The sequence below is a fragment of the Stenotrophomonas genospecies 3 genome, from assembly GCF_054473855.1.
This window is the reverse complement of record NZ_JBTMUR010000009.1, coordinates 109,879-133,485: the sequence shown is the minus strand read 5'-3', so window position 1 is coordinate 133,485 and position 23,607 is coordinate 109,879. Positions and strand designations below refer to the sequence as shown.

The window sequence follows — 23,607 nt, the reverse complement described above, 5'->3', positions numbered from 1 at the left end:
GACTGACGAGCATGGATCTGCGGATATGAGCCGACAGACGAGCCGACAGACGAGCCGACAGACGAGCCGACAGACGAGCCGAGCGATCCCCATCCCGCACACGAACGTCGATAGGGGATCGCACGGCGCCCAAAGGGGATTGTCGATGTAGGCAAGCTAACGCCGGTGCGATACCACTTGTCGTGGTCAAGTTTTGGTAGACACGTAGACAGGGGATTTGAGGCGGTGGCTTTGTCGTAGTCGGCCGGGGATCGACACCCGTGCGCATCCTGCTGCGATCTGACAATGGCTTGGTGTTCAGCGGCCGCGACTACACGCGACTGATGCGCAGCTATGGCTCGAAGCAGGAGTTCATCACGCCACACTGCCCGCAACAGAACGGATTGATGGAGCGAGTGATCCGAACGCTGGAAGAGCAATGCGTGCACTGGCATCGTTTCGAAAGCCAGATGCACGCTACACGGTTAATCACTGACTGCATCGCCTTCGACGACCAACAGCGCACTCATCAGTGCGCTGAAGATGATGACCGCAGATGCGGCCTATACCGCTACATTAACCCCATGACCTGAGCAGAAACCGATGGGTCATTACATGGCTCGATAGTGTCCCCCAATGCGGCAATCTGGGTCGGGCACTGCCCCATATTTCGCAGGGAGTTGTTTAGAAAACTCCCAACATCAGGTATTCCTTACGAGTCTTGTGGAGAAGTCGATTTCTCATCCGCATAGAACGAAGTGGATGGCTTACATTGATGTCGCAAATGCCTCTTGGATCTCTGCGGCAAGTCACGCTACGGTTTGGTACACGTTAGGGTGATGCGCCCGCCAACAGCGTTCGGAGACGGGATGTCGGATTCGTTGTTTAGAAACCAAGTGTTGGATGCAAAGCGAAGTAGCTGGTTGAGTGGAATTGTGCTCACCCAATCCTTGGGGCTTTGGGCGTTTACTCTGTTTGCCGCACTCTCGGTGTTGACTGCTGTTTGGTTCTCGGTTCTAGGGGCGTATATGGCATCCACGATCGAGCTGGCGCGCAGACTCTGGTCTTTGCGTGCGAGATTAACGTCCATCACCTCCAGCATATTTGCGGCAAGCCTATGCCTCTCCAACGGACGACGGAAGTTGATGATCGTGGACTCATCCGGGATCGCATCGAGCCCGCTGAGCCGGTGGAACAGCCGCATCGAAGCAATCTAGTGCAGGGCTTCCTCCATGTCCGGATCGCTCAAGGCATACCACTGCAGCAGGTGGATGCGCAGTGTCGTCTCCATCGCATACGGTGGCCGAACCGCGCGACCGGGACGCAGATAATGCGGCTCAATCTAGGCCAGCAGTGCCTTCCACGGCACTATCTGGTCCATCTCGTAAAGGAAAATATCGCGCCGGGTCTGCTTGCGCTTGCGCAGGCCCTGCGCATCCCCAAATGTCAGCCGTATGATGCATTCCACTACGCAGCTAAATAGTGTCCCCCCAAAGCGGCAATCTGTGGCGGGCACTACTGCACAGTTCGCAGGAAGCTGTTCAGAAGCTCCTTAGCGAATGCTCTTGCTGTGAAAAGTAAGTGCCAACTGACCTCCGATTCAAATTTCCGGGAATCGTCCCGGATCCCCGTGCGTGGAAATGCACGTATTAAGAAGGAGTTGTACTATGCGCGAAATGACCATGGAAGAGATTAATAATGTTGATGGCGCGGTGCTGCCTTTGATGTTCGTTGGCGCAGTTGCTCTTTCCCAGGTAAGTTGGACCAGTGTTGCGTTCATGGCCGGCACGATGACTGGAATTGGCATCGGTGGTTCCGTTCTATACAATGCAAAATAACTAGTTTGATGTCCAATTCAAAGCGGGAGAATGATGTGCGTGAATTGACCGGTCTTGAAATTGAGAGCGTCGACGGTGCAGTTGTGCCGGTCGTCATTGGGATTGGAATCGCGTTTGGTAAAGGTTTTGTTGCCGGCGTTGGTATCGCTGGTGCTGGTTATGCGGGTTATCAGTTTTATCAGATGGCTTGGTAAATAGTTAGCTGGATCGCAGGGCTTTTGCCCTGCGATTCTTTGAGGGTTGATATGAAAATTACTGGTGGATTTGATGGGCGACATGGAAAGTTCTATTTTATTTCCTTGGTAGCAATGGCGTCTGCCTCAGCGCTGATGCTGGTGGCGGCGCTTCGGGGTGCTGCGCCTTTGCAGGTTCCTCAAGAGGTTGGAGTTTTCGTTGCCGCATTTTCGCTGCTGTGTTCGACGGCAAGTTACCTGTTAATAAAGAAAGTTAAGTGCTCGTTCCTGCTGCTTGGGGTTTCGGCTGTCGTATTTTCTGCTGCTCTATGGTCGTTTGGTGCGCCTTTTTCGTTCGTGCTGCTTCTGGCACTTCCAGCTCTGCTCTTGTCTTTCATCTCAGCTATTTTTCGGGATAAGGTCGATGTCCAGGTCGAGAGGGATGACTAGCGTTCTGTATCTATAGATTGGTTTATTTCTAGTCCATTGATCACTCATGGCTGTGCGAGATTTGTCGTCCTCATGGCCTGCATCTGCGGACGCTCTGAACAACTATTTCGGTAGTGCCGTCCGCTGGCCGGCAGCCTGAGAGACAATAGAGGCACACGTTGAGAAGCCATCCATGCAGCTGACATTGTTTGCGCTGTGCAATCTGTGGATGGTGCACTGGCAGTTACTGCTGGCATAGGGATCAATCCGTCTCGAGGTGCTCGGAAGGGGCACTTCGAGCACGAAAGGACATGGCAACCCACTGCGGCTGATGACTTAGGAGCATTCTGGTGCTGGAAATCCAGCACTCAGCAACGATTGTTCAGTGCATCCCAAGCGACCGCCCGTTACGTGAAGAAGGAGAGCGATCGTCTGCGTGAATACGTACCGCGTACCGACGAGCAGCAACTGATGCACGATTTGCTGCACAAGCGGCGGGCCCGGGTGGAGACACGCGTGCGCTCGTAGCAATCCTTCGGGGTAAGCGGAAGTGGCCCCCTAGAGAACTGTCAGATCTGTTCCGCGCCCTAGCTGGGACGCTAGCCGAGCTTGAAAGCGCGCTGTGGCGCTTGAGTCGCGATGGAGGGCACTGCGCGCTCTACAAGCGTCTGGTGACCACTCCTGGTGTCGGCTCTGCCGTCGTGGCTCACTTGATCTACTACATGACGCGCTGGCCGTTGGCTAACGTCGACGTATGGATCGCCTGCATCGACCTGGATCCCCGGCCCAATGAGTCTGGCGGCAGAACTGGGCGGCGTCGGCTGTCCAAACAGGGTACGCAGATGCTGCGCCAGATGCTCTACATGGCCGCGATGGGCCTCAAGCAGTGTCGCCGGGGGCAACCGCTCTACGATGAACTGTCAAAACGCGGTCACCCCTGCAGCACCATCTTCAACCTTCTGCCAAGGAAGCTGGCCAGGATCGCTTGGGATGTCTTCAAGAGTGGCCGCGATTTCGATCCGGCCATGCTGAAGGTGGGTAAAGCCCACTTCCAGCGGGCCTTACCACGAACATAGGATCTCGGCTCTACAACATCGTCCGGTCATCATGCTGGGTGGTGACGTAACGCGTGCCGATCAGAGCGTTGACGCCGGTTGTTCTGATGGCTGAACGCGGACCACGACGACGGCGTATGCCATCCTGGACGGCGCGCGGATGGCCCTGCGCGTCGGTGCGCTGAGTAGTTGGTGCTTCTCTCGGAAGAGATGAATGAATCATGGTCACTGTATGGGAGGAGAGCTGACGCATTTCGCTCTTTAACTCTGCGAAGAGACCTCGCTATCATCCAATGAACGCGGGCAAAGTTACTTTCTAAGAGTGTCTTCAGATCTGTTTCGCAGGGAAGTTCTGCAAGGAAAGCGCGCCGGTTGGTTGGGGTCGATTTCCATCACGCAACCGCTCAGGCTTTGGGTTTTTGCCATCGTAGCCTCTTCCACCGCACTAGTAGTAGTGCTGCTGCTTACATTTGGCACCTATACCCACCGTTCGCACGTGGGTGGACAGCTTGTGCCAGTCAATGGAATCGCGCAGGTCATGGCGCCCGCCAATGGGTTCATGTCGGAAGTCAGAAGTGCCGAAGGCGAGTACGTCGAAGCGGGTGAGGTAGTTGCGGTCCTGACTGTTCCGCGAGCCACCACCACTGATGGGGATACGCTGGCTGCGATGGAATCTCGCTTCGAGCGCAGGACGTCCGGCCTTGGGGCGGTACAGACTGCCAAGAAGATGCGGTTGAGCGCGCAGCAGAAGGGATTGCGTAGGCAGCTTTCCAACGCACAGCGGGAGCTGGCGCAGTTCGACGCCGAAGTGCTGACAAGACGGGATCAGATCAGGATTGCAGAGGAGACGCTGGAACGCCTCCGGCTCCTTGAAGAGGATCGTTACGTCAGCCTCCTCCAGATCAAGCAGCAGGAATCTGCAGCGCTCACACAGAAGGGTGAGATGCAGGCATTGCAGCGACAGGCCATTGCCACGCGCAGGATGATCGAGCAGATCATCCAGGCGCTCAATGAGCTGCCTGGCGAGCATGAGGCCGCGGAAGCGACATTCCAGCAGGATCTCGCCTTGCTTGAGCAGGAACGTGTGGAGAATGTCGCGCGCGGACGGTTGGCTATTGTCGCGCCAGTCTCTGGAATTGTAGCCAGCCAGCAGATCAAGGCCGGCCAAGCCGTGCAAAGCGGCCAGCCGATCATGAGCGTGCTGCCTGGGGATGGTCATTTGGAGGCGGAGCTGCTCGTTCCTAGCCGCGCGGTAGGATTCATAGAGCCCGATGATAAGGTCCTGCTCAGATACCAAGCATACCCTTACCAGAAATTTGGACACCATGAGGGGCGGGTTTCACGGATTAGTCGAAGCACACTGGGTGCAACACAGAACGGTGGCGCGACAGAACCGATGTATCGAATCACGGTCGTTCTCGCATCGCAAACCGTAAGCGCATACGGCAAGCCCGAGTCACTCAAGCCCGGAATGCTGGTGGATGCAGATGTTCTGGGTGAGACGAGATCGTTCTTTGAGTGGGCCCTTGAGCCTATCTACTCAATCAAGGGAACTGTATTCGGGCAATGACTGCAGCATTGGATGAGACATCGTGTCGCTGGCTAAGGCAGCCCATGCACAATGAACGTGTGCCAATTCTAGGGAGACTCACTGTGCGTGAACTGACCACGGATGAAGCTTTCGAAGTCGAGGGGGAAGCTGCTTGCATCAACGGTGCCGGTGCGCTAGTTGGCGGTCCTGCCGGGCCCGCTGCCGGTGCGTGCATCGGAGGTGGAATCGCCGTTGCACTTAACCCGTGCAGGTGTGTTCGTGCACTCCTACGCAGTTTGCTTGGAGGCACACGCTTCTGGAATGAACTGGCACGAGGAGAAAAGATCATGAAGTTTCCGGGTATCGACCAAAGGACTTTCGCCATCTGTGTGTGCTGCCTGGCCGTGATCGCGGCATCTTCAGACAGCCGGATATGGCCACTTCTCTGTGCTGGTGCGGTTGTGGTAGCTACCGCTAGATTCGCTGATACAAGACGCAAGCGGATTCAGAAAAATCATACGTCGCATTGAAGTCTGTGCGCGGTGGGGCAATCACGCGGCCGAGGGCGAACATGCGGCGTACTTGGTATAGGCCATTGGTACTGAAGTTTGCACCAGCCGCGTCTTTTTCAGATTGACTGGGATCTTGGGCTTGTCATCGGAATGAAAGCGATACTGCAGTCGGAGACAACGGAGTGTGGACTGGCGTCGATCGCGATGATCGCCGACTTTCATGGAAAGAAGATCGGCCTAAGCGAGATTCGCCGACGCTATCCGTTGTCGCTCAAGGGTGCCAAGCTGGGCCAGCTCATCCACATTGCACAGCAGTTGGGACTGTCTTCGCGGCCCTTGCGGCTTGAGATGGAGCACCTTTCCGAACTCAAGCTGCCTTGTATTCTGCATTGGAATCTGAACCACTACGTGGTGCTGGTAAAGGTGGGCCGCAGCGGTTTCAGGATTCTTGACCCCGCCATCGGTGAGCGGGTGCTTGCACTGGAGGAAGTGTCCGAGCACTTCACGGGTGTGGCGCTTGAGCTGACTCCCACTGCGGAGTTCCAGAAGGAGGCCCGGCCGGCCCCGATCTCACTACGGCAGCTGACGGGGCAGATCAACGGTCTGTGGCCCTCACTGGCGTTGGTCCTGCTTCTCTCGGTCGCACTCCAGATCTTCGTGGTCCTTGCGCCGTTCTATACCCAGTGGGTGGTGGATCAGGCACTGGTTTCGGCAGATCGGGATCTGCTTACGGTACTGGGGATAAGCTTCGGGCTTGCCATGCTGTTGCAGGTGGCCATCGGGCTGTTGCGCGGTTGGTCTGTCATTTATCTCTCCTCCACTCTGGGCTTGAGATGGATGGGGAATGTTATCGGGCATCTGCTGCGATTGCCGTTGGACTTCTTCGAGAAGCGACACCTGGGCGATATCATTTCTCGGGTCTCGTCGGTGCAATCCATCCAGAAGACGTTAACGACCAGTTTCGTCGAAGCGCTCATCGATGGCCTGATGGCGATCGTCACGCTAGGAGTCATGGTTCTCTACAGCTGGAAGCTGGCGTTGGTGACGCTGGCGGCGGTGGTGCTGTACACCTTGGTCCGCGCCACCGCGTACGCGCCAGTTCGCAATCGTACCGAGCGCCAGCTCGTTGCCAGTGCAAAGCAGCAATCGCATCTGCTTGAGTCGATCCGCGGCATGCAGAGCATCAAGATCGCCGTCCAGGAGCCGATGCGGAGGGCAGCCTACGAGAACCTGATGGTTGGCACGGTCAATGAGGAAGTTAGGCTTTCGAAGCTGACGCTCGGCTTCACCGTTACCAGTCAGCTGATCTTCGGAGTCGAGAGGATTGCTGTCATCTGGATTGGCGCGGTGCTGACCATGAACAATCTGTTCTCGGTCGGCATGCTGGTAGCCTATCTTGCGTACAAGGACCAGTTCGCACTACGAATGGCCGGTCTGATCGACAAGGCCGTCGAGTTCAGGATGCTTCGGCTGCATGGCGAGCGATTGGCGGATGTCGTTCTGAGTGAACCTGACCAGGATCTCGATCAAATCGAGACAGTGGTACCAATTTCGTCCTCCATCGAGGTCGAGAATCTCTCCTTCCGTTACGCCGAAGGTGAGCCCTGGATCGTCCGCAACTGTTCCTTCCGCGTGGAACAGGGTGAAGCAGTGGCCATCGTGGGCGCATCGGGTTGCGGCAAGTCGACCCTGATTAAACTGCTGCTCGGATTGCTCAAGCCCAGCGAAGGAAGCGTAAGCATCGGCGGGGTAGATATCCAGAAGCACGGTCCACGTGGCATCCGCTCCATGATCGGAGCGGTGATGCAGGATGACCAGTTGTTTGCCGGAAGCATTGCCGACAACATCAGCGGCTTCGATAGCGGCTTCGATGAACAGCGCATCGAGGAAGCTGCTCGGATGGCAGCCGTGCACGACGATATCGCGGGGCTGCCGATGGGCTATCACGGTCTTATCGGAGACATGGGCAACTCGCTTTCAGGCGGTCAGAAACAGCGCGTGATTCTGGCCCGTGCCCTCTACCGCCGGCCTCGGATTCTGTTTCTGGATGAGGCCACCAGCCATCTTGATGTCATGCGCGAGCGCTTGGTCAACGAAGCCGTGCAACGTATGAAGCTGACCAAGGTGATCGTGGCCCATAGGCCGGAGACCATAAGCAGCGCCGACCGTGTCCTGATAATGGAGCAGGGGCGGATCGTCCAGGAGGTGCGGCCACAGCGTGAGGCGTCGACGGCGCCTGCTTCCGATGCCGAGGAAGCAGGCGCGGCATCGGTCTGACTGGCGTCCCACAGGGTATCCAGAAGCGGGCGCCGGTCCGGCGTGCCTGGCTCATCCGGGGCACGTCCCCGCGCTCTGCGCGGTCGCTGGCATGGCTCCGTCACCGTGATGACGCGACAATAGCCCCATGACCAACCGTATCCCCCTGTTGCTGCTGCCCGGCCTGCTCAACGACGCCGAGCTGTGGCGCTCACAGTTGGCTGACCTGGCCGACATCGCCGATTGCACGGTGGGCGACCAGACCCGCGGCGAAACCCTGCAGGGCGTAGCCGAGGACGTGCTGGCGCAGGCGCCGGAGCGCTTTGCGCTGGCCGGTTTCTCGCTGGGCGGTTTCGTCGCCCAGCAGATCCTGCGCATCGCGCCGGAACGTGTGCTGCAGCTGGCGCTGATCGATACCTCGATCCATGCCGATTCGCCGGAACGTGCCGAGCAGCGCCGCAGCCAACGTGCCAGCGTGCGTCTTCCGGGAAAATTCCACGGCTTCGGTGACGTGCTGATGCGCAGCTACATCGATGCTTCTCGGCTGGATGACTACGTGCTGGTGCAGCGTGTGCGCGACATGACCGCGCGGTTGGGCGCCGAAGTGTTCCTGCGCCAGAGCGCGCTGGAGCGCCGCGACGGCCATGACGTGCTGGCCGGCTACCGCGATCCGCTGCTGATCGTCTGCGGTGCGAACGACCGCATCACGCCGCTGGCGGTGAGCGAGGAGATGCACGCCCTGGTGCCGCACTCGCAGCTGGTGGTGGTGCCCGATTGCGGGCACCTGGCACCGATGGAAAAGCCGGACGAGGTCAGTGCGGCCATGCGTGGGTGGTTGCTGCAAGGCGAGGGATAGCTCTGCCTTTGGTAGGTGCCGACCTTGGTCGGCACGATGTGTCATCGACTGACCAGAGGCCAGTGCCGACCAAGGTCGGCATCTACCTGTAGAGCCGAGCCATGCTCGGCTGCAGACGGCCCGGAGCCGAGCGTGGGCTCGGCTCTACAACAATGCCTCAATCCCAGGCCGGGGCAATCCCTTCCGGATTCGCGAGGCGATGGCCGCGATCCAGCTTGGCGATCTGCGCCATGTCTTCGTCGGTCAGGCGTACGGCCGCTGCTTCCAGGTTGGCTGCCAGGTTTTCGCGCTTGGTCGACGACGGAATGACCGAGAAGCCCTGCTGCAGCGCCCACGCCAGCGCAACCTGCGCCGGCGTAGCCTGGTGACGGCCGGCAATGGCCTGGATCACCGGGTCCTTCAGCACTTCGCCATAAGCCAGGCTCATGTAGGCGGTGATGTGGATGCCGTTGTCCTGCAGGAACTTCACCAGCAGGCGGTTCTGCAGGTACGGGTGGATCTCGATCTGGTTGGTGGCGATGGCTTCGGCGCCGAGGATCTCGATCGCCTTGCGGGTCTGCGCGATGGTGAAATTGGAGATGCCGATCTCGCGGGTCAGCCCCTGCGCCTTGGCTTCGGCCAGTGCCGGCAGGTATTCCTCCATCGGCACATCGACCTTGTCATTCGGTGACGGCCAGTGGATCAGCGCCAGGTCGACGCGGTCGGTGCGCAGCTTCTCCAGGCTGATGCGCAGGCTGGCCAGCAGCGCATCGCGCTTGAACTCGGTGATCCACACCTTGGTGGTCAGGTACAGATCATCACGCGGCACGCCCGACTCGGCGATGGCCTGGCCGACCTCGGCTTCGTTGCCGTAGATCTGCGCGGTATCGATGGCGCGGTAGCCGACCTCCAGTGCGTTGCGCACCGAGTCGATCACGGTCTGGTCTTTGAGGCGGAAGGTGCCGAGACCAAAAGCGGGGACAGTCATGGGAAGCTCCAACGGGGGGAAGGGAGTAGCAGAAGGAAGAGGGTAGGACAGGCACCGTATGCATGCCGGCAACGGTGCATTGCATGGATCAATGCGCGGTGGCGGCAATGCCGTCGGCGCGGTGGTCGACGCCATCACGGCGGTCGAGGCGGCCACTGAGCACGGTCAGCGCGTAGGCCAGTACGACCACCAGCGCGCCCAGCCAGGGCGTATGCATCAGGCCGATGTGCTCCACCACCAGACCGCCCAGCGAGGCGCCCATGGCGATGCCGACGTTGAACGCGGCAATGTTCAGGCCCGATGCCACGTCGGTGGCCTGCGGTGCATAGCGCTGCGCCTGCTTGACCACGTAGACCTGCAGGCCGGGCACGTTGCCGAATGCCACCGCACCCAGCGCCAGCACCGTCAGCAGCATCAACCAGGTGTTGTAGGCAGTGAACGTGAGCACGAACAGCACCAATGCCAGCAGTCCGAAGATGCGCTTCAGCGCGGGCACCGGGCCCAAGCGGTCGGCCATGCGCCCGCCCCACAGGTTGCCGATCGCCACCGACACGCCGTACACCAGCAGCACCAGGCTCACGGCGTTGGCCGGAAGGCCGGTGACGTCCTGCAGGATCGGCGCCAGGTAGGTGAAGGCCAGGAAGGTGCCACCGTAGCCCAGCGCGGTCATCGCATAGACCAGCAGCAGGCGTGGCTGGCCGAGCACTGCCAGCTGCTGGCGGAGGCTGGCCGGCGCACTCTGCGGCAGGTTGCGCGGTACGAACAGCAGCGCGCCGATCAGGGCGACCACGCCGAGGCCGGCCACCGCCAGGAAGGTCGCGCGCCAGCCCAGATGCTGGCCGATGAAGGTGCCCAGCGGCACGCCGGTCACCAGCGCCACGGTCAGGCCGGTGAACATGATGGCGATCGCGCTGGCCGCCTTCTCCTTCGGCACCACGGCGGTGGCGATGATCGCGCCGATCGAGAAGAACACGCCGTGCGCCAGGCCGGTGAGGATGCGGGCGATGATCAGCGAGGTATACCCGGGTGCCATCCAGGCGACGACATTGCCGAGCGTGAACAACACCATCAGCGCCACCAGCAGTTGCTTGCGCGGTACGCGTCCGGTCAGCGCAGTCAGCACCGGCGCACCGATGGCCACACCCAGCGCGTACAGCGAGACCAGCAGGCCGGCCGAGGGCAGGCTGACCTGCAGGTCGCCGGCGATGGTCGGGATCAGGCCGACGATGACGAATTCGGTGGTGCCGATGGCAAAGGCACCGAGGGTCAACGCCAGCAGGGCGAGGGGAATGCCACGGATCATGACAGGGTCCAGCAGGAGGAAGAGGCTGCGCAGTCTGCGCCGCCGACCTTTGCTGAAAAACCGGTCTTCACGCCAATCACTATTGCCGTGCAGTCAATAATAGGGGCATGAAGACCACTCTCGATGAAATGCAGGCGTTCCTTTCGGTGATCGACAGCGGTTCGATCAGTGCTGCCGCCGAGCAGCTGGGGCAGACGCCCTCGGGCGTGAGCCGCGCGCTGGGGCGGCTGGAGGACAAGCTGGGGATCACCCTGCTGACCCGCACCACCCGCCGCCTGCACCTGACTGCCGAGGGCGAGGCGTTCCTGCGCCATGCGCGCGCGATCATCGATGCGGTGGAATCGGCCGAGGAACAGATGGCGGCGCGCCGCGAACGCCCGGCGGGGCGCCTGCGCGTGGATGCGGCGATGCCGTTCGTGCTGCACGTGATCGCGCCGCTGGTGGCCGGCTATCGCGCGCGTTACCCGGAAGTGCAGCTGGAACTGAACAGCTCCGACCGCTACATCGACCTGCTCGAACGGCGCACCGATCTGGCGATCCGGATCGGCCCGCTGGCCGACTCCACCCTGCATGCGCGGCTGCTGGGCCGCTGCCAGCTGCGGCTGGTGGCCAGCCCGGCCTACCTGGCCAGGCACGGCGAACCGGCCAGCGTCGCCGCACTGGGCCAGCACACGCTGGTCAGCTTCAACGAGCCGGAATCGCTGAACCGCTGGCCGCTGCCCGGAGAGTCGGATGGGCTGCTGCTGGTGCGGCCGGATATCGCCGTGTCCAGTGGCGAGACGCTGCGCCGGCTGGCGGTGGAAGGTGTGGGCATCACCTGCCTGTCTGACTTCGTCACCGATCGCGACCGCAGCGCCGGCACCCTGGTGCAGGTGCTGGCGGCGCAGACGCTGGATGTGTACCAGCCGATCCATGCGGTGTACTACCGCAACACCGCCGTATCGTCGCGGATCAGCTCGTTCGTGGATTACCTGGCCGACGCGATGGCGCAGAGCGACTACGTGCGCTGAGGTTGCCGGCCAGCGGCCGGCACTACCGCATGCGCCGGTGGGCGCGGCCGCTCTGGTGGGTGCGGACCGTTGGTCCGCACTGATTCTGTCGTCGCCCGACCAACGGTCGGGCGCTACCCATGTGGCGGCGGACGCTGCCGGCCAGCGGCCGGCACTACCGCACGCGCCGGTGGGCGCGGCTGCTCTGGTGGGTGCGGACCGTTGGTCCGCACTGATCCTGCCGTCGCCCGACCAACGGTCGGGCGCTACCCATGCTGGGGCGGACGCTGCCGGCCAGCGGCCGGCACATCGCACGGGTGGTACCGCCCGCTGGCCGGCAACCGGATCACTCAGGCCGCACGCGCCAACGCGTCCTTCGCTGCCGCCGTGGTCGACAGATCGAACACATCCACCGCATCGATCAACCGGTTCGCCTGTTGTTCCAGGCTGCGTGCGGCGGCACTGGCTTCCTCCACCAGCGCGGCGTTCTGCTGGGTGGTGCCATCCATCTGGATCACGGTCTGGCTGACCTGCTCGATACCCGCGCTCTGCTCCTGCGAGGCCGCCGAAATCTCGGCCATGATGTCGGTCACGCGCTGCACCGATGCCACGATCTCGGCCATGGTGTCACCGGCCTCGCGCACGCGCTGCGCGCCGTGGCCGACCTGCTCAACCGAGGCTTCGATCAACGCCTTGATCTCCTTCGCGGCCGCCGCCGAGCGCTGCGCCAGCGTGCGCACTTCACTGGCGACCACCGCGAAGCCGCGGCCCTGTTCGCCGGCCCGCGCGGCTTCCACTGCCGCGTTCAGCGCCAGGATGTTGGTCTGGAATGCGATGCCATCGATCACGCTGATGATCTCGGCGATCTGCCGTGACGAGGTCTCGATCGCACCCATCGTCGCCACCACCTGGCCGACCACGCTGCCGCCCTGCGAGGCGACCGTGTGCGCGCCGATCGCCAGCTGGTTGGCCTGGCGTGCATGCTCGGCGTTCTGGCGCACGGTGGAGGTCAGTTCTTCCATCGACGCGGCGGTTTCTTCCAGATTGGCCGCCTGCTGCTCGGTACGGCGCGACAGATCATTGTTGCCGGCGGCGATCTCTGCAGCCGCAGTGTGGATGTTGCCGGAGGCGTGCTTGATGTCGGTGACGATGGTCGCCAGCTGCGCGGCGGTGGTGTTGGCATCGCCGGCGATGCGCGCGAACACGCCCTGGAAATCGCCATGCATGCGCGCGCCGAGGCGGCCATCGGCAATCGCGCGCAGCATGCTGGAGACCTCGCCGAGGTTCAGTTCGGTCGTCTGCATCAATCGGTTCAAGCCGTCGACCATCGCGCGGAAGTCATGCTCGAAGCGCGCGCTGTCGCCACGCTGGCCGAAGTCACCCCTGGCGGCGGCTTCGGCCAGGCGGCGGATCTCGCCATTGATCATGCCGAGATTGACCTTGGCGGTATCCAGTGCGTCGGTGATCACTGCCTTCTCGCCGGGCAGGCGTTCCATGTCCTGGCTGAGGTCACCGATGGCGTAACGGCCCATGATCGCAATCGCGCGCAGCTTCACCTGGATGTGCGCATCGACCAGCGCGTTGCTGTCGGCCACCATCGTGCCGAATGCGCCGGGGAAGGCACTGGCATCCATGCGGTGGCTGATGGTGCCGGCTTCATGCGCCTGTGCCATCGTGGCCTGCGCATCGAGCACGCCGCGCAGTGTGGACTGCACCGCCTGCATGGCCTGCGCGAGCCGACCGATCTCATCGCGGCTGCGCACCTGCACAACATGCTGCAGATCACCGGCGGCCACTGCACGCGCAGCGGCTTCCACCGCCAGCACCGGCTGCACCACCGCACGCCGCAGCCACCAGCCCAGGCCCATCAGCAGCAGCACGGCGGCCAGCACGGTCAGCGCCGCGCACAGCAGCAGCGTCTGCCGCGCCTGCTGCGAACGGGCCGCTACCGCCGCTTCGGCCACCTGCGTGGCGTGCGTACTCAACGCATCCAGCGCGGTTGCCACCGGGCGGTCCTTGCCGCGCACGAGGTTGTCGCCGGCGGCGGGATCGTAGCTGGCCTCGGCGAACGCCTGCAGCGCCGCGTGATAGTCCTGCTGCAGCTGCGCATGCAGGCCGATGAAGGCCTGCGCCAGTTCGCGCGTGCGTGCATCCGGGCTGCTGACCAGGCCCTTGGCCAGCTGCTCGACCAGACGACCCTCGCTGTCGAAGGCGTCCAGGTGGCGTTGGCGCAACGCGTCGTCGTGGCCGCGCAGCAGCACGTTCTTCCATTCCTGCACCTGGCCGCGGAACTCGCGCTGCAGGCGTTCGGCATCGCGGCTGTGCGCGACTTCGGGTGGAACCTCGGTGGACAACTTCAACCAGGCGGAGGCCAGGCCGGCCAGAGCGCACAGCAGGACCACCGCCAGACCAACAGAAACCGCGCCGAGCAGCTTGGACTGCAGGCGCGGAGCACGGACAGACGCATTCATGGGGAAGAACTCTCGGGAAGGGGCACTGCGGTATCGACCCGCTGCGCACGCCCTGAAGTGGGATGTTGATCACATTCGCGTTTCGTTTAGTGATGTGAAGGAGATGTTTCATAGGACAGATGTGTCCATATGGAACGAAAGCAGACCCTCGACAGAGGAATTAAATGTAACTAATGTTGTTACATGAAATCCGCGAACCCACTCTCCGACGCCCTGCACGTGATGGCGCACCTGGTCGGCCATGCCGCCCCGCGCACGTCCGAACAGCTGGCGTCCTGCCTGCCGACCCATCCGGTGGTGATCCGTCGTCTGCTGGCACAGCTGCACAAGGCCGGCCTGGTGCGCAGCACCCGTGGTCACGGCGGCGGCAGTCAGCTGGCACGCGATGCCGCGGCGATCACCCTGCATGACATCTATCTGGCGGTGGGAGCACCGCCGCTGGTCCAGGTCGGCGCTCGCGATTCCGGCGGTGGCTGCCCGATCCAGCAGCTGGTCAACAGCGCCCTGCTCGAAGGCGCGCGCGAGGCGCAGCGGTTGCTTGAGCAGCGCCTGCAGGCGACCACGCTGGACCAGCTCGGCGCCGACTTCGCCCGCCATCTTGCCCATCACCGTTCCCTGGAAGGTCACCATGAATCCTGATGTGCTCATCGTCGGCGGCAGCTACGCCGGCATTGCCGCCGGCCTGATCCTGGCCCGTGCCCGTCGCCCGGTCACCGTCATCGATGCCGGTTCACCGCGCAATCGCTTCGCCAGTCATTCGCACGGGGTGCTGGGGCTGGATGGCATCAGTGGCGCCGAGCTGCTGAAGACCGCGCGTCAGCAGCTGCTGGACTACCCCACGGTGCGTTGGGTGCATGCCGAAGTGGAGCACGCCCGCACCACCGCCGAAGGCGTGGAAGTGCGTACCGCCGATGGCCAGGTGCTGGCCGCGCGCAAGCTGCTGCTGGCCAGCGGCATCGCCGACCAGCTGCCGGAACTGCCCGGACTGGCCGAGCGCTGGGGCAGCACCGTGCTGCACTGCCCCTACTGCCACGGCTATGAAGTCGGTGGTGGTGCCATCGGCCTGCTCGGCGGCCATCCGATGTCCGCCAGCAAGGCGCCGCTGTTCGCCGACTGGGGCAATGTCACGTTCTTCAGCATGGGTCTGGAGATCACCGATGAGGAACGCGCCGCCATGCAGCAGCGTGGCGTGCACATCGAGACGTCACCCGTGCTGGGTGTGCAGGGCGACCAGCCGACCTGGCTGGAAGTGGAGCTGGCCGATGGCCGCCGTATCGCACAGCGGGCGTTGTTCGTGCCGGCCACCCAGGCGATGGCCACGCCGCTGGTGCAGCAGCTGGGGTGCACATTGGTCGAGAGCCCGCTGGGGGTGCTGATCGAGGTCGACATGATGAAGCAGACCTCGGTGCCGAACGTGTACGCCGCTGGCGATGCGACCACGGTCGGCAATATCACCCTGGCCACCGCCGAGGGCGTGCGTGCGGGGATCGGCGTGCATCATGCGCTGGTGGCCGAGGACAGCGTGCCGCGCTGACCCCCGACGCGACGTGCTGCTCTGGTAGATGCCGACCTTGGTCGGCGCCGTTTCATCCACGCATGGCGTGGAAGAGCAGTCGAGCAAGCTCGACGCTACGGATCCCGGGCATCCATTCGCCCGTGCCCGTCGAGCAGGTGCCGGCCGAGGCCGGCACCGTTCCATCATCCCTTCACGCACAGCACCTGCCGCAGCGTGTGCACCACGTCGACCAGGTCGAGCTGCGCCGCCATCACGTCGTCGATCGACTTGTACGCGGCCGGTGACTCGTCCAGCACGCCGCTGTCCTTGCGGCATTCCACATGCGCGGTGGCCTCGCGGTGCTGGGCCAGCGTGATCTGCTGCCGCGCAGCGCCACGGCTCATTACCCGGCCGGCACCGTGGCTACAGCTGTGGAAGCTGTCCGCGTTGCCCTTGCCACGCACGATGTAGCTGCGCGTGCCCATGCTGCCGGGAATGATGCCCAGCTCGCCCTCGCGCGCGCTGACCGCGCCCTTGCGCGTCACCAGCAGTTCCTGGCCGTGGTGCGTCTCCTTCTGCACGTAGTTGTGATGGCAGTTCACCGCCATCGTTGCCAGCTGGAACTTCGGCAGCCGGTGGCGCATCTCGGCCAGCACCCGCGACATCATTGCCTCGCGGTTCTGCCGGGCATAGTCCTGCGCCCACGACACCGCCTCGACGTAGTCATCGAACAGCGGCTCGCCCTCCATGAAGAACGCCAGGTCCTTGTCCGGCAGATGGAAGCCGAGCACGCGCCGGGCCAGTTCCTCGCGCGCCTTCTCGATGAAGTAGGTGCCGATCAGGTTGCCGGTGCCGCGCGATCCGCTGTGCAGCATCACCCACACCGTGTCCGTCTCGTCCAGGCACAGTTCGATGAAGTGGTTGCCGCCGCCCAGCGTACCCAGCTGGCGGTCCAGCTTGTCGGTGCGGATCCTGCGGTGCTTGTCCTTGATGTTCTCCAGACCGGCGGCCAGCCCGGACTGCACCAGCCGCGTGTGGATGCTGTCGGGCATGCGGTGGTGCTCGCCGCCGCGTCCGTTGCCGACCGGGATGCTGCGCTCGATGCTGTTGCGCAGCTGCCGCAGGTCATCGGGCAGGTCGTTGGCACGCAGCGTGGTGCGCACGGCGGCCATGCCGCAGCCGATGTCGACGCCGACCGCCGCCGGGATGATCGCACCGCGGGTCGGGATCACCGAGCCCACGGTCGCGCCCTTGCCCAGGTGCACGTCCGGCATCACGGCCACCCACGGCCCGACGAACGGGATCGCGGCGATGTTGCGCAGCTGCTCATGCGCCTGCGCTTCCAGTGGCACACCGTTGACCCAGCCCTTGATCGGCGTGGTGCCTTCGGCGTGCAGCCATTGATAGTTGTGTTGAGTGTCCATGTCTTCGTGTTTGTCCTTGATGGGCCGGCGGCGCGTCCCTGCGCCGCCGCGACCCCCTACCTGATCGTCACCAGCTGCTTCAGCACGCCATCCAGGCCGCCGAACACGGTGAGCTTGTCGATCTTCTCGGTGACCTTCTCCAGTGCCTCCAGCTCCTTCAAGCGCATCAGCACCGGGTTGTCCTCGATCAGCTTTGCGGTGTTGAGCTGCGAACGCGTGGCGTTGGCCTCCTCGCGACGGCGGATCACGCTGGCCTGGGCCTGCTTCTCGGCCAGCACCACACCGTTGAGGATCTCCTTCATCTCACCCGGCAGGATCACGTCCTTGATGCCCACGCCGAGCAAGCGCACGCCGTGGCCCTCGATCGCCGCCTGCACATGCGCGGCGATCTCGCCGTCCAGTGCCGCCTTGTCGCCCAGCAGCTCGTCCAGGCTGCGCGCGGCAATCGCCTGGCGCAGGCCGAACTGCAGCTGCCGGTAGACGAACTCGTCGGCATTGCTGAGCGTACGGTGTGCACGCACCGGGTCGACCACCTGCACGGTCGCGGCCAGGTTCACCCGCAGGGTCACCTTGTCGCGGCTGAGCAGTTCCTGGCCGGACACGTCCAGCGAACGTGCACGCAGCTCCACACGCTCCACCGATACGTTGCCATTGAAGTTCCAGAACGCGTGCAGGCCGGCGTCCAGCGTCTGTCGCAGCGTGCCATCGATGAACAGCAGGCCGACCGACTCGCTCGGCACGGTGCTGATCACTGCCACACGCGGCAGCACGCCCAACTGGCCCAGGCGCTGCTGCACGTCCGCCGGAATGCGCGGCTCGTCACCCAGCGCCATCACGCGCACCTGGGTGTCGACCGAACCCCGCCAGTACAGACGGCGGCTGCCCGGCGGCAGCACTTCATCGATGCGGCCGTTGCGCAGCAACAGACCGACCTCGCTGGCGCCGACGTTGGCCAGCACGAAGTGCGTGTCCAGCTCGGTGCCCAGCGCTTCGATCAGGCTGTCCTGGTCGCTGCTGGTATAGGCCGCGCCCTTCGATGCGGTGTGGATGTCCACGTGCGGGCGGCCGCCGAACGGCGACAGGCGGTGCACGCCCGGCAGCAGGATCTGCTGGAAACGACGGTTGCGATACACCAGGCCGCGCTCGCCGTCGCCGATCACGACCTTGATGGTCCAGAACATGGGAGTCTCTCCTTGTATGGCTCTGGTGGTTCGACCCGTTGCGGATGAATCGCCATGACCCGGGCCGATCAGGTCGTGGCGAGGCCGCCTGCACACGACGTGCAGGCAGCGGAAGAGGGCGGCCATCGGCGGACGGTCCACGCGCGGAGCCTTCGGTGCACCGGCACTGCTGCCGTCGTCGTTCCCGGCAGGCAGCACCGGTGCGGAACGTGGCTGGCAGTGGCGGCGGGCCGGGGCCCGGCGTGCGGTCCGTTGCCTTCCACGTTCCTGCCCGAAGGCGTTGTCCGTGGACGGCGACGATGGCCGCTGGGGCTTGCGCCCCGGGTGTTGCTTCAAGTCATGACGTGACAGGTCATGTGGTTTGGAGTGGGAATCGAACCCACGACAGACGGATTAAGGATCCGTTGCTCTGACCAAGCTGAGCTATCCAGTTGGGGACCGCGCGGAATCGAACCGCGTACCGGCGAACCGGCGCCTGCTTCCAGCAGGCGATCCAGGCGATGGCATGTTCGAGACCTCCGGCATACGCCACGGCAACGCCGCGCGCACCAGCCCGTGGTGGAAACGGGACCGTTGGAGAATCGAGGGTGCAGGCCATCGACATTATCGCGAGCGATAATGTTTTGATGCGATGCAGATAATGTCCAGGCGTCGCCACTCGCGCGAAGTAAATCCTTCGGCGGAGCGGAAAAAACCTGTGTCAGTGAGCGGCGGGTTGCCGCGCGGGGTGCAGTTCTGGCATCGCGGGTCCTTGTGCCGACGCAAACGAAAACGCCCCCGGGACTTGCGTTCCGAGGGCGTCGTCAAGCCTCGGAGATCGGGGTGGCCGATCTCCGCAGGGCGGGTATCAGGCCGTTGTCAGCTGGACTTCCTTGCCGAACACGCGCGCCAGCACGTCCATGCGCAGGCATGGCAGCAGTTTGGCGATGGCGACGGAATGCGCGTTCAAGGGAAGTTTCCAGTGGTTGTTGAAACGAGGTGCGCACGATAAACCACGATTTACTCGCGCGCAACCATTTTGTTCAATTATTTTCTTCGGCATTGTGCGATGCCGGCCAGCGGCCGGCACTACCGGACTGTGCAATGCCGGCCAGCGGCCGGCACTACCGGGTCTCAAGCTTCAGTGCTGGCGGCATCCAGCTGCGCGACATCCTGCACGCTCAGCGACACGTTGGCTGCGGCCAACAGATCGTGCAGCTGCTCGACGCTGGTGGCGCTGACGATCGGCGCGGTGATCGACGGCCGTGCGATCTGCCATGCCAGTCCGATCTGCGCGGCACTGGCGTTGTGCTTGCTGGCCACGTCATCCAGTGCCTGCAGGATGCGCAGGCCACGCGGATTCAGATAGCGCTTCACCACGTTCTCGCCACGCGCCGGGCTCTTGGCCGCATCGGCCGGCGTGCGGTATTTGCCGCTGAGGAAGCCACTGGCCAGCGCGTAGTAGCCGATCACGCCGATCTGTTCGCGCTGCACCAGCGGTTCCAGTTCCTTTTCGTAGCCGGCACGGTCATACAAGTTGTACTCCGGCTGCAGGGTTTCGTAGCGTGGCAGTTTGTAGTCGGTGGATACCTTCAGCGCATCGGCCAGGCGCGTGGCGCTGTAGTTGGAGGCACCGATCGCGCGCACCTTGCCGGCTTCGATCAGCCGGCCGAATGCGGCCAGGGTCGCTTCCAGCGGCGTTGACTCGTCATCCTCGTGGGCCTGGTACAGATCGATCACGTCGGTCTGCAGGCGGCGCAGCGAATCTTCCACCGCGGCGTTGATGTTGTCCGGGGTCAGGCCGGGGCGCTCGGCCCACTTGGCCACCTTGGTCGCCAGCACCACCTTGTCGCGCTTGCCGCTGCGGGCAAACCACTTGCCGATCAGCGTTTCCGATTCGCCACCGGCATTGCCCGGCACCCAGGCCGAATACACATCGGCGGTGTCGACCAGGTTGAAGCCGGCGTCGACGAAGGCATCGAGCAGGGCGAAGCTGGCCTTCTCATCGGCGCTCCAGCCGAACACGTTGCCACCGAAGGCGAGCGGACGTACATGCAGGCCGGAACGGCCCAGTTCGCGGGTTGCCGTCATGGGCACGGACTCCTTGGGGGAAGTGCTCCAGAATAAAACGCGTTGTGTGACCGTGCTGCGGCGGTGACCACAAAACAGTGTTCCGCGATACGCACGCAGCTAACGTTTTGTGAACACCTGGGACGCCGCGGCTGCTAGTCTCGCCGCATCTTCCGCTGGAGTCGCTCCGATGATGCCTGCTTCGTCCCTGCGTGGTTGCCGCCTGCTGCTTGCTTCGGCCCTGCTTGCCGCTGTTCCCGCGTTCGCCGCACCGGCCACGGTGGCACCGGCGAAGATCCAGGTGTCACCGACCATCGATGCGGCGGTGAAGGCGTCGACCCGTGATGCCAACAACGTCAAGCGCGATGGCTTCCGTCATCCGGCGCAGACGCTGTCGTTCTTCAAGGTGACGCCGGAAAAGACCGTCATCGAGATCACCCCCGGCAACGGCTGGTACTCGGAAATCCTGGCGCCGCTGCTGCAGGACAAGGGCCACTATGTTGCCGCCGTGGTCGACCCGATGGCGGTGCCCGAGGGCCGCGGCCGTGACTACCAGCAGCGCAGCCGCGACAGCCTGGAAAAGAAGTACGCCGGTGCGCCGGCACAGTTCGGCAAGACCGCCGTGGTCGCCTACGATCCGGCCAAGCCGGTGTTCGGCCCGGCCAGTTCAGCCGACGTGGTGCTGACCTTCCGCAACGTGCACAACTGGCGCAAGGCCGGCCAGGCGCAGGGCATGTTCCAGGGCTTCTTCAACGTGCTCAAGCCGGGCGGCGTGCTGGGCGTGGTCGAGCATCGCGCCAAGGCCGACGTGGCCGACGACGATGACACCGGCTATGTCGGCCAGCAGCAGGTGATTGCGATGGCCTAAGCCGCCGGCTTCAAGTTGGACGCGCGCAGCGAGGTCAATGCCAACCCGCGCGATACCAAGGACCACCCGAACGGCGTGTGGACGCTGCCGCCGACCAACCAGCACGACAAGGCCGATGATGCGAAGTACCAGGCGATCGGCGAAAGCGACCGCATGACCCTACGCTTCATCAAGCCGTAAGAGGGGTGCCGGTCAGGACGGCCGACATCGTTCCTGCTCGGCTCATCGCGCGTAGCGCGGCGCATGGCTGGTCCCAAGACCGGCCATGCGCCGGAATTCGATCGTATGCAAGGACATGAATTGTTGAAGAAGGTCTTTTACATCGCTGTCGCGGTGCTGGTGCTGGGGCGGTTGATCGATTTTGTGTTCTACGGTGGTCATGCCCACGATCTGATGGCGACGGTAGGGTTTGCCGTGCTGTTCGCGGGTACCCTTCTGGAGGAACGTTCGCGCAGGGCCGACCCGCCGGCCGCAGGCCTGCGGCGGCGGGCCAATGTCATCGCCGCGTGCGGCATCGCACTTGTGCTGGGCTCGTTCCTGCTGGAATGGAAGGTTTTCGGCTGAGCCGGCCGAGATTGGGGCGGCAGGAAAGCGCAGCCGCAACCACGCTCACCGCGCGCAGCGCAACGTATGGCTGGCCCCAGGTACGGCCATGCGCCGGAGTCCAATCGAATTCAAGGACATGGACCGTTGAAGAAGGTGCTGTATATCGTCATCGCGGTGCTGGTGCTGCCGCGGCTGTATGACTTTGTGTACCACGGTGGGCATGCTTACGACCTGCTGGGAGCGACGGGTTTTGCGGTGCTGTTCTTTGGCGGGGTGCTGGACGAACGCGCCCGCATGACCTGTCCGCCACCCGCGGCGCTGCGTCGCCGGGCCAATGTCGTCACGGCATGCGGTTTCGTGTTGGTGCTGGGGTCGTTCCTGCTGCAGTGGAAGGTATTCGGCTGAGCCCTTCGTGTTCGTGGTCGCAGGAAAGCGCAGCCGGGCATGGGCTATGCCGGCCGACTTGACCGGTACCTTTCGAGCCGCCGCACGCGGCATGGGACAATGCCCCACCCGCCGCCTGCCGTGCCCGCAATGCTGATCGCCTTCAACAAGCCCTTCAACGTGCTCTGCCAGTTCACCGACCGCAGCGTGCCGCCGCGGCCGACCCTGGCCGGGTTCGGCCTGCCGCCGCGCGTGTATGCCGCCGGTCGCCTGGACCATGACAGCGAAGGCCTGCTGCTGCTGACCGACAATGGCACGCTGGCGCACAAGCTGACCGACCCGAAGCACAAGGCTGACAAGACCTATTGGGTGCAGGTGGAAGGCATGCCCAGCGACGAACAGCTGCAACAGCTGCGCGACGGCGTGGTGCTCAATGACGGGCCGACCCTGCCGGCGAAGATCGAGCGCCTCGATCCGGCGCCGTCGCTGTGGACACGCGATCCGCCGGTGCGCTTCCGCAAGACCGTGCCTGACAGCTGGTTGGCGATCACGATCCGGGAAGGCCGCAACCGGCAGGTGCGGCGGATGACCGCGGCGGTGAACCTGCCGACGCTGCGGCTGGTCCGCGTGTCGATGGGGCCTTACCGGCTGGACGACCTGCAGCCGGGACAGTGGCTGCAGATCGGTTGATGCAGAAAGGGCCGGATACCTTCCGGTGTCCGGCCCTCATGTAGTGCCTTGGGGGTCAGCGCCCTTCCTGTGGAAAGGATCCGACCCCGGCAGGCTCAGGCGTCGCTGCCGATATCGCTGTGCTCGTCCACCACGGTGTCGTTGCGGCGGTCACGTGCGTTGATGCGCTGCGCCTGGCCATTCACCACGTGACCATTGGCTGCCTTCTTCTTCTGCTGCTTGCGGTACAGCGCGTAGCCGAGCAGGCCTACACCGACCGCAGCGGCGGCCACGGCCACTGCCGGATTGCGGCGCACGAACTTGGTTGCGGCCTTGCCGCCGGTCTTCACTGCGCCGATGGCGGCGCCGGTCTTGATCCAGTCCGCATTGCGCAGGCTGCCACCGGCGCTCTTCAGGCCATCGCCGGCGGTGTGGGCCAGCTCCAGGGCGCGCTCCAGAGCGCGGTCGGTGATTACGGTCAGCTTGCTCATGCGGGGGTCCTTTGCCTCGGGTCGAAGTCCAGTGTCGCGTGTTGCCCGTAAACGGTATGTCAGTCGAGGTCACACGTGGCGTGACTTTACCGCAGCCATTCAGGATCAGGCAGGGTCCGCAGCCGGTAGTGCCGTCCAGCG

Annotated in this window: 21 protein-coding genes, 1 tRNA gene and 2 pseudogenes; 15 read left to right on the top strand and 9 right to left on the bottom strand. The window is 63.5% G+C overall.

What is annotated here, in order from left to right:
• The first annotated feature begins 260 nt into the window (after window positions 1-260).
• A complete protein-coding gene (locus ACX9OT_RS13570) occupies window positions 261-572 on the top strand; it encodes an integrase core domain-containing protein (RefSeq protein ID WP_223224680.1) in 312 nt (103 codons plus the stop codon).
• 437 nt (window positions 573-1,009) lie between these two features.
• Here the strand turns inward: ACX9OT_RS13570 and ACX9OT_RS13565 are convergent.
• Window positions 1,010-1,435, bottom strand: a pseudogene (locus tag ACX9OT_RS13565) (transposase); the annotation flags it as partial.
• 211 nt (window positions 1,436-1,646) lie between these two features.
• Here ACX9OT_RS13565 and ACX9OT_RS13560 point away from each other — a divergent pair.
• The 7 genes from ACX9OT_RS13560 (at window position 1,647) to ACX9OT_RS13530 (ending at window position 8,629) form a co-directional block, all read left to right on the top strand.
• Window positions 1,647-1,817, top strand: coding sequence for a hypothetical protein (locus ACX9OT_RS13560; RefSeq protein WP_157805916.1), 171 nt, complete (start codon window positions 1,647-1,649; stop codon window positions 1,815-1,817).
• An 8-nt stretch (window positions 1,818-1,825) separates the two neighbouring features.
• Window positions 1,826-2,011 carry a hypothetical protein gene (locus ACX9OT_RS13555; protein WP_152911143.1) on the top strand — a complete coding sequence of 62 codons (186 nt, stop codon included), beginning with the start codon at window positions 1,826-1,828 and terminating at the stop codon, window positions 2,009-2,011.
• Between the two features lie 51 nt (window positions 2,012-2,062).
• A complete protein-coding gene (locus ACX9OT_RS13550; protein WP_149908938.1) occupies window positions 2,063-2,440 on the top strand; it encodes a hypothetical protein in 378 nt (125 codons plus the stop codon).
• A 701-nt stretch (window positions 2,441-3,141) separates the two neighbouring features.
• A complete protein-coding gene (locus tag ACX9OT_RS13545) occupies window positions 3,142-3,495 on the top strand; it encodes a transposase (protein WP_053093390.1) in 354 nt (117 codons plus the stop codon).
• Between the two features lie 301 nt (window positions 3,496-3,796).
• Window positions 3,797-5,044 (top strand): HlyD family secretion protein, encoded by a 1,248-nt coding sequence (locus ACX9OT_RS13540; protein WP_049462126.1) that lies wholly within the window; start codon window positions 3,797-3,799, stop codon window positions 5,042-5,044.
• Between the two features lie 623 nt (window positions 5,045-5,667).
• Window positions 5,668-7,794, top strand: a complete 2,127-nt coding sequence (locus ACX9OT_RS13535) for a peptidase domain-containing ABC transporter (RefSeq protein ID WP_049462130.1) — start codon at window positions 5,668-5,670, stop codon at window positions 7,792-7,794.
• A gap of 127 nt (window positions 7,795-7,921) precedes the next feature.
• On the top strand, window positions 7,922-8,629 hold the full coding sequence (locus tag ACX9OT_RS13530; protein ID WP_277778837.1) for an alpha/beta fold hydrolase: 708 nt from the start codon (window positions 7,922-7,924) through the stop codon (window positions 8,627-8,629).
• Window positions 8,630-8,786: 157 nt separating this feature from the next.
• Here ACX9OT_RS13530 and dkgB read toward each other — a convergent pair whose 3' ends face one another.
• Both dkgB and ACX9OT_RS13520 read right to left on the bottom strand, forming a co-directional pair.
• Entirely contained in the window at window positions 8,787-9,596 is an 810-nt protein-coding gene (gene dkgB, locus ACX9OT_RS13525; RefSeq protein WP_071228575.1) for a 2,5-didehydrogluconate reductase DkgB, read from the bottom strand.
• An 88-nt stretch (window positions 9,597-9,684) separates the two neighbouring features.
• Window positions 9,685-10,899 (bottom strand): MFS transporter, encoded by a 1,215-nt coding sequence (locus ACX9OT_RS13520; protein WP_049424175.1) that lies wholly within the window; start codon window positions 10,897-10,899, stop codon window positions 9,685-9,687.
• A 107-nt stretch (window positions 10,900-11,006) separates the two neighbouring features.
• Between ACX9OT_RS13520 and ACX9OT_RS13515 the strand changes: the two genes are divergently transcribed.
• On the top strand, window positions 11,007-11,909 hold the full coding sequence (locus tag ACX9OT_RS13515) for a LysR substrate-binding domain-containing protein (protein ID WP_277778838.1): 903 nt from the start codon (window positions 11,007-11,009) through the stop codon (window positions 11,907-11,909).
• Between the two features lie 329 nt (window positions 11,910-12,238).
• On the opposite strand, the gene ACX9OT_RS13510 is transcribed toward ACX9OT_RS13515, so the two are convergent.
• Window positions 12,239-14,359, bottom strand: a complete 2,121-nt coding sequence (locus ACX9OT_RS13510) for a methyl-accepting chemotaxis protein (RefSeq protein WP_277778839.1) — start codon at window positions 14,357-14,359, stop codon at window positions 12,239-12,241.
• Window positions 14,360-14,542: 183 nt separating this feature from the next.
• On the opposite strand from ACX9OT_RS13510, the gene ACX9OT_RS13505 reads away from it, so the two are divergent.
• The gene (locus ACX9OT_RS13505) at window positions 14,543-14,998 is read left to right on the top strand and encodes an Rrf2 family transcriptional regulator (protein WP_032129154.1); all 456 of its coding nucleotides are present in this window, start codon (window positions 14,543-14,545) and stop codon (window positions 14,996-14,998) included.
• Window positions 14,988-15,893 (top strand): NAD(P)/FAD-dependent oxidoreductase, encoded by a 906-nt coding sequence (locus tag ACX9OT_RS13500; protein ID WP_049398662.1) that lies wholly within the window; start codon window positions 14,988-14,990, stop codon window positions 15,891-15,893. The genes ACX9OT_RS13505 and ACX9OT_RS13500 overlap by 11 nt, the downstream gene beginning before the upstream one ends.
• Window positions 15,894-16,057: 164 nt before the next feature.
• Here ACX9OT_RS13500 and ACX9OT_RS13495 read toward each other — a convergent pair whose 3' ends face one another.
• From ACX9OT_RS13495 to ACX9OT_RS13480, 4 genes are all read right to left on the bottom strand, one after another.
• On the bottom strand, window positions 16,058-17,278 hold the full coding sequence (locus ACX9OT_RS13495) for an RtcB family protein (protein WP_049460613.1): 1,221 nt from the start codon (window positions 17,276-17,278) through the stop codon (window positions 16,058-16,060).
• Window positions 17,279-17,334: 56 nt separating this feature from the next.
• A complete protein-coding gene (locus ACX9OT_RS13490) occupies window positions 17,335-18,459 on the bottom strand; it encodes a slipin family protein (RefSeq protein ID WP_277778840.1) in 1,125 nt (374 codons plus the stop codon).
• Window positions 18,460-18,816: 357 nt separating this feature from the next.
• A tRNA-Lys gene (locus ACX9OT_RS13485) sits at window positions 18,817-18,890 on the bottom strand.
• A 682-nt stretch (window positions 18,891-19,572) separates the two neighbouring features.
• Window positions 19,573-20,529 carry an aldo/keto reductase gene (locus tag ACX9OT_RS13480; protein WP_277778841.1) on the bottom strand — a complete coding sequence of 319 codons (957 nt, stop codon included), beginning with the start codon at window positions 20,527-20,529 and terminating at the stop codon, window positions 19,573-19,575.
• 169 nt (window positions 20,530-20,698) lie between these two features.
• Between ACX9OT_RS13480 and ACX9OT_RS13475 the strand changes: the two are divergent.
• The 4 genes and pseudogenes from ACX9OT_RS13475 to ACX9OT_RS13460 all read left to right on the top strand — a co-directional run bounded on the left by ACX9OT_RS13475 (window position 20,699) and on the right by ACX9OT_RS13460 (window position 22,996).
• Window positions 20,699-21,556 (top strand): annotated as a pseudogene (locus ACX9OT_RS13475) (class I SAM-dependent methyltransferase).
• Window positions 21,557-21,619: 63 nt separating this feature from the next.
• Window positions 21,620-21,940 carry a hypothetical protein gene (locus ACX9OT_RS13470; protein ID WP_277778842.1) on the top strand — a complete coding sequence of 107 codons (321 nt, stop codon included), beginning with the start codon at window positions 21,620-21,622 and terminating at the stop codon, window positions 21,938-21,940.
• Window positions 21,941-22,075: 135 nt separating this feature from the next.
• Window positions 22,076-22,327 carry a hypothetical protein gene (locus ACX9OT_RS13465; RefSeq protein ID WP_223224685.1) on the top strand — a complete coding sequence of 84 codons (252 nt, stop codon included), beginning with the start codon at window positions 22,076-22,078 and terminating at the stop codon, window positions 22,325-22,327.
• 129 nt (window positions 22,328-22,456) lie between these two features.
• Complete coding sequence (locus ACX9OT_RS13460) at window positions 22,457-22,996, top strand: pseudouridine synthase (protein WP_049398657.1); 540 nt, start codon at window positions 22,457-22,459, stop codon at window positions 22,994-22,996.
• 95 nt (window positions 22,997-23,091) lie between these two features.
• Here the strand turns inward: ACX9OT_RS13460 and ACX9OT_RS13455 are convergent, their stop codons facing one another.
• Entirely contained in the window at window positions 23,092-23,466 is a 375-nt protein-coding gene (locus tag ACX9OT_RS13455) for a hypothetical protein (protein ID WP_019336760.1), read from the bottom strand.
• Between the last annotated feature and the right edge of the window lie 141 nt (window positions 23,467-23,607).

Bases quoted from the DNA above. Each gene is read 5' to 3' on its own strand.
- ACX9OT_RS13560 (WP_157805916.1), top strand. From the start codon at position 1,647: ATGCGCGAAATGACCATGGAAGAGATTAATAATGTTGATGGCGCGGTG.
- ACX9OT_RS13555 (WP_152911143.1), top strand. From the start codon at position 1,826: ATGTCCAATTCAAAGCGGGAGAATGATGTGCGTGAATTGACCGGTCTT.
- ACX9OT_RS13550 (WP_149908938.1), top strand. From the start codon at position 2,063: ATGAAAATTACTGGTGGATTTGATGGGCGACATGGAAAGTTCTATTTT.
- ACX9OT_RS13545 (WP_053093390.1), top strand. From the start codon at position 3,142: ATGACGCGCTGGCCGTTGGCTAACGTCGACGTATGGATCGCCTGCATC.
- ACX9OT_RS13535 (WP_049462130.1), top strand. From the start codon at position 5,668: ATGAAAGCGATACTGCAGTCGGAGACAACGGAGTGTGGACTGGCGTCG.
- ACX9OT_RS13530 (WP_277778837.1), top strand. From the start codon at position 7,922: ATGACCAACCGTATCCCCCTGTTGCTGCTGCCCGGCCTGCTCAACGAC.
- dkgB (WP_071228575.1), bottom strand. From the start codon at position 9,596: ATGACTGTCCCCGCTTTTGGTCTCGGCACCTTCCGCCTCAAAGACCAG.
- ACX9OT_RS13520 (WP_049424175.1), bottom strand. From the start codon at position 10,899: ATGATCCGTGGCATTCCCCTCGCCCTGCTGGCGTTGACCCTCGGTGCC.
- ACX9OT_RS13515 (WP_277778838.1), top strand. From the start codon at position 11,007: ATGAAGACCACTCTCGATGAAATGCAGGCGTTCCTTTCGGTGATCGAC.
- ACX9OT_RS13510 (WP_277778839.1), bottom strand. From the start codon at position 14,359: ATGAATGCGTCTGTCCGTGCTCCGCGCCTGCAGTCCAAGCTGCTCGGC.
- ACX9OT_RS13505 (WP_032129154.1), top strand. From the start codon at position 14,543: ATGAAATCCGCGAACCCACTCTCCGACGCCCTGCACGTGATGGCGCAC.
- ACX9OT_RS13500 (WP_049398662.1), top strand. From the start codon at position 14,988: ATGAATCCTGATGTGCTCATCGTCGGCGGCAGCTACGCCGGCATTGCC.
- ACX9OT_RS13495 (WP_049460613.1), bottom strand. From the start codon at position 17,278: ATGGACACTCAACACAACTATCAATGGCTGCACGCCGAAGGCACCACG.
- ACX9OT_RS13490 (WP_277778840.1), bottom strand. From the start codon at position 18,459: ATGTTCTGGACCATCAAGGTCGTGATCGGCGACGGCGAGCGCGGCCTG.
- ACX9OT_RS13480 (WP_277778841.1), bottom strand. From the start codon at position 20,529: ATGACGGCAACCCGCGAACTGGGCCGTTCCGGCCTGCATGTACGTCCG.
- ACX9OT_RS13470 (WP_277778842.1), top strand. From the start codon at position 21,620: ATGGCTGGTCCCAAGACCGGCCATGCGCCGGAATTCGATCGTATGCAA.
- ACX9OT_RS13460 (WP_049398657.1), top strand. From the start codon at position 22,457: ATGCTGATCGCCTTCAACAAGCCCTTCAACGTGCTCTGCCAGTTCACC.
- ACX9OT_RS13455 (WP_019336760.1), bottom strand. From the start codon at position 23,466: ATGAGCAAGCTGACCGTAATCACCGACCGCGCTCTGGAGCGCGCCCTG.